1 protein-coding gene is annotated in these 453 nt (G+C 37.5%); it reads right to left on the bottom strand.

The window, feature by feature from the left end; genetic code table 11:
* Positions 1–322: YidC/Oxa1 family membrane protein insertase (locus tag SB773_RS30095; RefSeq protein WP_410593848.1), on the bottom strand; the 322-nt coding region annotated here is incomplete at its 3' end.
* Positions 323–453 lie beyond the last annotated feature (131 nt).

Genomic DNA, 453 nt, shown 5'->3' with positions numbered 1-453 from the left:
CAGCATCTTTTGAGCTGTATTTTGCTTGAAGTTCTTTCATCTCAGGCTGAATGGCCTGCATAGCTTTCGAGCTTTTCACCTGTTTGATCATTAGTGGAAGTAATGCTAAGCGAATGATTAATGTAACACCGATGAGTCCCAAACCATAGTTCTCGCCAAATGCTTCAGAAAGCCAAATGATCAGGGCTGATAATGGATAGACAATGTATGAATTCCAAAAACCTTCACTTTCCGCAGTAATAGGTTCTTTAATTTCCGTACACCCTGCTAACAACATCATTATCGAGGCTAGTCCAATAATGAGTAATATTCGTTTTTTCAACCGTAATTTCCTCCTATCTGCAATCAATCTTTTTTGAAACAATTGTGAACTGTTCATTAGCGGCTTTCAAGGAAAAGTATTCCACCATTTTCACAGTTCCAATAGGAATTTTCTATGTCATCTTTTTCAAG

It is taken from the genome of Bacillus sp. SIMBA_074, from assembly GCF_046534555.1.
GTDB classification, from domain to species: Bacteria; Bacillota; Bacilli; order Bacillales; family Bacillaceae_G; genus Bacillus_A; species Bacillus_A mycoides.
Note: the sequence above shows the minus strand (reverse complement) of the source record. Positions and strands in the feature narration are given on the sequence as shown.